The following is a 5,663-nucleotide window of genomic DNA, read 5'->3' on the forward strand; positions in this document are numbered from 1 at the left end:
CAAGGTTCCGGCGCGGCGTCATCGCCTGACTTCTTCCGCGCCCGTCACGCGTTGCCGGTCGACGAGTCCACCGGTCCGTTACCCTGCGCCCGGAACGGGCCCCCGCCGACCACCCGCACCGGGTGTCCGTCGTAATGGTCGGGGATCGATTTCCGGGAAGAGGGTCCGGAGAGGTAGACCTTCAGGCACGGATCGCCGTTGTCGGCCCCGATGCCCACGGCGGACACGTCCTTGCGCGAAAGCAGTTTCTCGGCGAGTCGCTGCTGCGCATCTTCGATCGAGCGTTTCATGCGCCTCCTTACGGGAGTCCCGCTCCCCGGGTGTCGCCGCGGCGGCAAACCGTCGCGCCGCCAGCGAGAGGATCGCCGCTTCACGGAGATCCGACGAGCGGCCTGTGCCGGTAGACCACGCCGCCCCGCATCACGAGCACGACATGCTCGAGGGCGCCGATATCGGCCGTCGGATCTCCCGCCACCGCGATCACATCGGCCTCGAACCCCGGCGCGAGCGTGCCCACGGTCTCCTCAAGCTCCAGCGAAGCCGCCGCCAGGCTCGTGGCCGAGACGATGGCTTCCATAGGATCCTGTCCACCCTCACGAACTCTGTACACCAGTTCCGTCCAATTGCGCCCGTGCGCTCCCGCCACGGCGTCGGTCCCGAACACGATGTCGAGCCCTTCGACGTCGAGCGCCTCGCGGAAAGCGGCGAGCGCCATCGGCACCGCCGTGCGCATCTGACGGAATCCGGCCTCCGTGTAGTTCCCGATGCCGAGGTAGCGGTCCTGATTCACGAAGTAGTTCTCGAAGATCAGGTGCGTGTGCGGGTCGTAGTAGAGCTGGCGTTCGGCGAGCAGTTCGAGCGTCTCGCGGTCGAGGAGGGCGCCGTGTTCGATCTGCCGGCAGCCGGCGAGGGCGGAGCGCCGCGCGCTCTCGGGGCCGTGAGCGTGGACCACGGCGCGCAGGCCGTGCTCGCGCGCCTGGCCGCAGGCGGCGTCGAGCTGCTCCTGGCTCAGCGTCGGGGTGCCGCCGACCCTGATGCTGGCGGATGCGAAGATCTTGATCACGTCGGCACCCGCCGCCGCCAGTTCGTCCACGCGGGCCCGGATCTCCTGCGGTCCGCCGCTCGCGAGCGTGATGGGCTGGATCGACGTGAGGATCCGGGGTCCCGGCAGCGAGCCGCGTGCGATCGCGTCCCGAACCGGCACGTCCTCCGGTCCGCCCAGGCTCTGCACCGTCGTGACGCCGCTCGCGAGCATGTTCCAGGCGTTCTCTGCCGCGTACAGCACGCGGTCCTCCGCGGTGGCCGTCGACTCCGCGCTGCTCAGCCGCCCCGTCGCCGCGTCGAAGTGCCAACCGAGATGGACGTGCGTGTCGATGAGCCCCGGCAGCACGGTCGCCCCCGGAAGTTCGTATACGACGGCGCCCTCCGTGGTCCCCGCCTCGGCGATGGCTTCGATCCGCCCCTCCCGCACCACGAGTTCCCTGCCCGTGAGCACGGCGCCCCGTCCGTCGAGGATCCGGTCTGCCCGGATCACGACGGCGGCCTCCGCCCCGGCGGGGTACGGCTCCGAAGCGTCCCTGCCCCCCTCACCCCCGCACCCCCCGACCGCCGGAATCAATGAGATCCAGATGGCGGCGGCGCGGCTCGTCACGGCCCGCCCGCGTTGGGTCGACAAGGTGGTGCGGCTGGGCATGACTAGAGCTCCGCGCTGGAGCCGTGCAACAGCGTCGCGGCCCAGTGCACGACGGTCTCGGCGATTTCGAGAGCTTCGAGGTACTGCGCCTCGGAGACGGGCACTCCCGGACCCGGATAGCGAGTTGCGACGGCATAGGGGGTGAGGCGTCCGACGCGGCGAACGTCCGGCGGAATCGGTTCCCCGTGCGACTCCAGGAGATGGAGCAGATGCGCCAAGTCATGCACATAGGGGAACTCGACGTCGCGCGATAGCAGCACGCCCTTCAGCGCTTTCTCCGCTGCCTGCTGGGCGTTGAAGCAGAGATCCTCCAGGTAGATGCCGGGGAGGCGGTTCCGGGCCTGGGTGAGATTGCTCCGGGCGCGGCTGAGCCACTCGTGCGGGTCGGTCGATGGATGCCGCTCAGGCGGCGTCATAGACCACCCGGCCTTCCCGGAGCGCCGGCTTGATGACGAACGCGTGCGTGTCTCGATAGCGTTCGACATCGCCGGGGGTTACGACGACGACATCGACTGCGGCCGCGACGCCATAAAGTTCCTCGTAGATGTCGCCCATCACATCCCAGTTGTTGTCGCACTGCTTGATGACGAGAAGGTCCACATCGCTGTGCGGGCCCATCTCGCCTCGGGCAGCGGAGCCGAAGAGTATGATCCTCTTCGGTTGAGAGGCGATGACAATTCGCCGGACGATCTCGTCCAGCGTCGCATCGTCGAGCGACTTCAACTCCCGGTTCATGGGTCGAACGTATTCGGATTCGACCCGACCGGCGATGGCAATGCGAGGCCCGGGGAAGTCGGCCAGGCGGTTGGAACAGGGAGAAGTTTGCCTCGGCGTCAGGCGTCGGACATGGTGTGTGAGGCGCGGCGGACGAGGCGCCCCGCGCCCGTCGGATCACCGAATCCTCGACCCGGAGGTATCCATGACGAACACGCTCGTGCGACCCCGCCGTCCCGACGCGCGACCCGCTTTCCTGGTGGCATGCGCCGTGGCTTGGTCCATGTGGTCCGTCTGGTCGGCGCTTGCGGCCATGCCGCTGTCCGCACAGGAGGCTGTTGGTGGACAGGCTGGCGTGCGGGGTGAGGTCTCCGCGACCCTCGACGCGCTCCACGAGGCGGCCTCGGAGGCCGACTTCGACCGCTACTTCAGTCTCTACGCCGGCGAGGCCGTCTTCCTCGGCACCGACGCGACCGAGCGCTGGACGCGCGAAGAGTTCATGGACTACACGAGGGCCCGCTTCGACACGGGCACCGGCTGGACCTACCACATGCTCGAGCGCCATATCGCGATCGCGCCCGGCGGGCGCACCGCATGGTTCGACGAGCGCCTCGAAAACGCCAACCTCGGCGAAACGCGCGGCAGCGGCGTGCTGGTGATGGAAGATGGGGGGTGGAAGATCGCCCAGTACAACCTCACGATCCCGATTCCCAACGAGATGGCCCGCGAGGTCGCCCAGCGGATCCGGGCACTGACGGGCGGCGGCTAGGCTCTGATCTCGAAGCGCCCGTTGCCGGGCGAGAACCGGATCGCGTCGGTGTCGAAGGCGCCGCCGAGCGCGCCGCTTCGGCTCAGAGCGTCCGGTGTGCCGACCGAAAAGCCGCCTTCACCGTCGAGCAGCCAGACGCTGTCGGCGAGCTGAAGCGACAGGTCGAGGTCGTGGCTCGACAGCAGCACGATCTTTCCCTTCTCCCTGGCCTGGGCCCGCAGGAGGGCCATGATCTCGACCCGGCTCGGCAGATCGAGGAAGGCCGTGATCTCATCAAGGACCATGAGATGAGGGGTCTGTGCGAGCGCGCGCGCAATCATGACGCGCTGTCGCTCACCGTCGCTGAGGTCGCTGAAGAAGCGCCGCAGGAACGGCTCGACGTCCGTGACCGCGACCGCATCGCCGATCGCGTCCCTGTCGTCGTCCGCCAGTCCGCCCTGCCAGCCCGTGAAGGGCTGCCGGGCGAGGGCGATCACGTCATCCACGCGGAGCCCCGGATTGAACTGCCGCTCGGTCAGCACTACGGCGATGCGGCGCGCGCGGGTCGCCGGCCGCATGGACGCAACGTCCTCGCCGCCGAGCCGCACGATGCCGCCGAGCGACGCTTGCAGCCCCGCGATCGTGCGCATGAGGGTCGATTTCCCGGACCCGTTGCGGCCGAGGATGCAGACGAAGTCGCCGGGAGCGGCCGCGAGGTCGATGCCGGAGAGGACAACGCCCCGCGCGTTGCGGTAGCCCACCGCGAGAGACTGCAGATCCAGCATCAGCGCCACTGCCTCACGGCCGGCGAGAAGATCAGGATGAGGATCACGACCGGAGCGCCGACGATGGCGAGGATCGCGTTCAGGTGCAGAAAGTGCTGTTCCCACGGCGCATGGATGATCGCGTCGCCGGCGAGGGCAAGCAGCGCCCCGCCGAGTGCCGCGAGGGGGAGGAGCGGGAGGATCCGCGCCGTTCCGGCCAGCGCCCGGGCGAAGTGGGGCGCAATGAGCCCGACGAAGCTCACCGGCCCACAGAAGGCCACGACGGGCGCCACGAGGAGAACGGTTGCCGCAAGTACGGCATGTCGTAACGCCGTCACCTTGACACCGAGGCTGCGGGCGTAGGTCTCGCCGAGCAGAAGCGAGCTGAGCGGTTTCGCCGTCGCGACGGCGGCGCAGACACCGATGACGATCGGCAGCGCGAGCCACGGCAACGCTTCGGGCGCCACACCGGCAAAGCTCGCATCCTGCCATCCGCCGTACACGCGACCGCCGGCGCGGGCCGCGAAGTGAAGCAAAACGCTCGTGAGGCCCTGGGAGGTGAACCCGAGCATGAGGCCGATGACGAGCAGCGTGATGGCGCCGACGCGGCGCCCGATCGCAAGCATGACGAACGCCGCGATCGCGACGCCCGAGGCGGCCGCGAGCGTGATGCTGGGGCCCTCGAAAAAGGTGAGGAAGGACACGGCCGCGGGACCCGCGAAAGCCGCCGCGGTCACGGTGAGCGCGACCCCGAACTGGCCGCCCGCGAGGAGGCCGAGCGACCATGCGTCGGCGACCGGGTTGCGGAAGAGGGCCTGCATCAGCACCCCGGCCATGCCGAGCGCGCCGCCGGCGATGATCGCGGCGGCGACCCTCGGGAGGCGAATATCGAGGACGATCTGCCGGGCGAGGTCGGTCGACTGCGTCCCCGTCAGCGCGCCAAGGGTGTCGGCCAGCGGAAGCGCGATCTGCCCATAGGTCAGCGTCAGCAGGGAGAGCGCGGCGAGCGCGGCGACAAGAGCGGCGGCGCTAGTGCTGACCCGTGCCGACATAGCCCCCCTCCCACGTTTCCGGCGCGAGATACCGCCACTCGCCGTCGCGGAGTCCCGGATGCACCATCTTCACGATGTCGGCCAGCTGCCAGTCCGGTCGGATGGTCCCCATCTCCCACAACTCCCACGAATCGGCGGTGGGATGGCGCTTGCCCGGTTCCCAGAACACGCAGCCCTCCCGGTATGCCTTGAAGCGCGCGAGCACGTCCCGGTCGTCGAACATTCCGGACAGCGGGTCGCGGATCATCCAGCAATCGGCGTCCGTCGCATCCCGCAGGAGCCGTTCCGTCGAAAGGTCGGAAAAGGTGTCGAGCCGGGGATCGTCCTCGGCGCCGAGCACAAGTTCCGCGTTCGCGTCCCGAATGAGGGCCGCATCGGCGTTTCGTTGCGTGACGGCCCAGCGATTGCCCGCGCTCCTGTACCAGGCCCAGAGAACCGACCGGCGCGGCTGCGTTCGAGCGAGAGACGTCAGGCGGGCGATCTCCTCCGATACCATCTGAACGAACGCGTCGGCTTCCGCCTCCTTCCCGGTCAGCAGGCCCATCAAGCGCACCCACTCGACGCGGCCCATGTAGTGCGGCTCGGCATCGATGAAGGTCGGCACGACCGGAATGCCGAGCGACTCGACGCGCTCCATGTGCTGGGTGTGCGTGAGGTCGGCCATGCGCGCGATCAGCACGTCGGGCCGGGCC

Annotated in this window: 8 protein-coding genes; 1 reads left to right on the forward strand and 7 read right to left on the reverse strand. The window is 69.0% G+C overall.

Features of this window, described 5'->3' with window-relative positions; all coding sequences use genetic code 11:
* Positions 1-44: 44 nt before the first annotated feature.
* The 4 genes from RN743_RS03865 to RN743_RS03880 all read right to left on the reverse strand — a co-directional run bounded on the left by RN743_RS03865 (position 45) and on the right by RN743_RS03880 (position 2,428).
* Positions 45-290, reverse strand: a complete 246-nt coding sequence (locus RN743_RS03865; RefSeq protein WP_310776438.1) for a hypothetical protein — start codon at positions 288-290, stop codon at positions 45-47.
* 80 nt (positions 291-370) lie between these two features.
* On the reverse strand, positions 371-1,693 hold the full coding sequence (locus RN743_RS03870) for an amidohydrolase family protein (protein WP_310776439.1): 1,323 nt from the start codon (positions 1,691-1,693) through the stop codon (positions 371-373).
* A gap of 2 nt (positions 1,694-1,695) precedes the next feature.
* Positions 1,696-2,109: a HEPN domain-containing protein gene (locus RN743_RS03875; protein WP_310776442.1), complete on the reverse strand. Its 414-nt coding sequence runs from the start codon at positions 2,107-2,109 to the stop codon at positions 1,696-1,698.
* Positions 2,096-2,428, reverse strand: coding sequence for a nucleotidyltransferase domain-containing protein (locus RN743_RS03880; RefSeq protein ID WP_310776444.1), 333 nt, complete (start codon positions 2,426-2,428; stop codon positions 2,096-2,098). Before RN743_RS03880 ends, RN743_RS03875 begins: the two co-directional genes overlap by 14 nt.
* Before the next feature lie 184 nt (positions 2,429-2,612).
* Between RN743_RS03880 and RN743_RS03885 the strand changes: the two genes are divergently transcribed.
* Positions 2,613-3,176: a nuclear transport factor 2 family protein gene (locus RN743_RS03885; protein WP_310776446.1), complete on the forward strand. Its 564-nt coding sequence runs from the start codon at positions 2,613-2,615 to the stop codon at positions 3,174-3,176.
* On the opposite strand, the gene RN743_RS03890 is transcribed toward RN743_RS03885, so the two are convergent.
* From RN743_RS03890 to RN743_RS03900, 3 genes are all read right to left on the reverse strand, one after another.
* Positions 3,173-3,940 (reverse strand): ABC transporter ATP-binding protein, encoded by a 768-nt coding sequence (locus RN743_RS03890; protein ID WP_310776448.1) that lies wholly within the window; start codon positions 3,938-3,940, stop codon positions 3,173-3,175. The genes RN743_RS03885 and RN743_RS03890 overlap by 4 nt on opposite strands.
* Positions 3,940-4,971, reverse strand: a complete 1,032-nt coding sequence (locus tag RN743_RS03895) for an iron chelate uptake ABC transporter family permease subunit (RefSeq protein WP_310776450.1) — start codon at positions 4,969-4,971, stop codon at positions 3,940-3,942. The genes RN743_RS03890 and RN743_RS03895 overlap by 1 nt, the downstream gene beginning before the upstream one ends.
* The coding region (locus RN743_RS03900; RefSeq protein ID WP_310776452.1) for an ABC transporter substrate-binding protein at positions 4,949-5,663 on the reverse strand (715 nt) is incomplete at its 5' end. The genes RN743_RS03900 and RN743_RS03895, both read right to left, overlap by 23 nt.

Origin of the sequence: Candidatus Palauibacter scopulicola, from assembly GCF_947581915.1 — a bacterium.
GTDB lineage: Bacteria > Gemmatimonadota > Gemmatimonadetes > Palauibacterales > Palauibacteraceae > Palauibacter > Palauibacter scopulicola.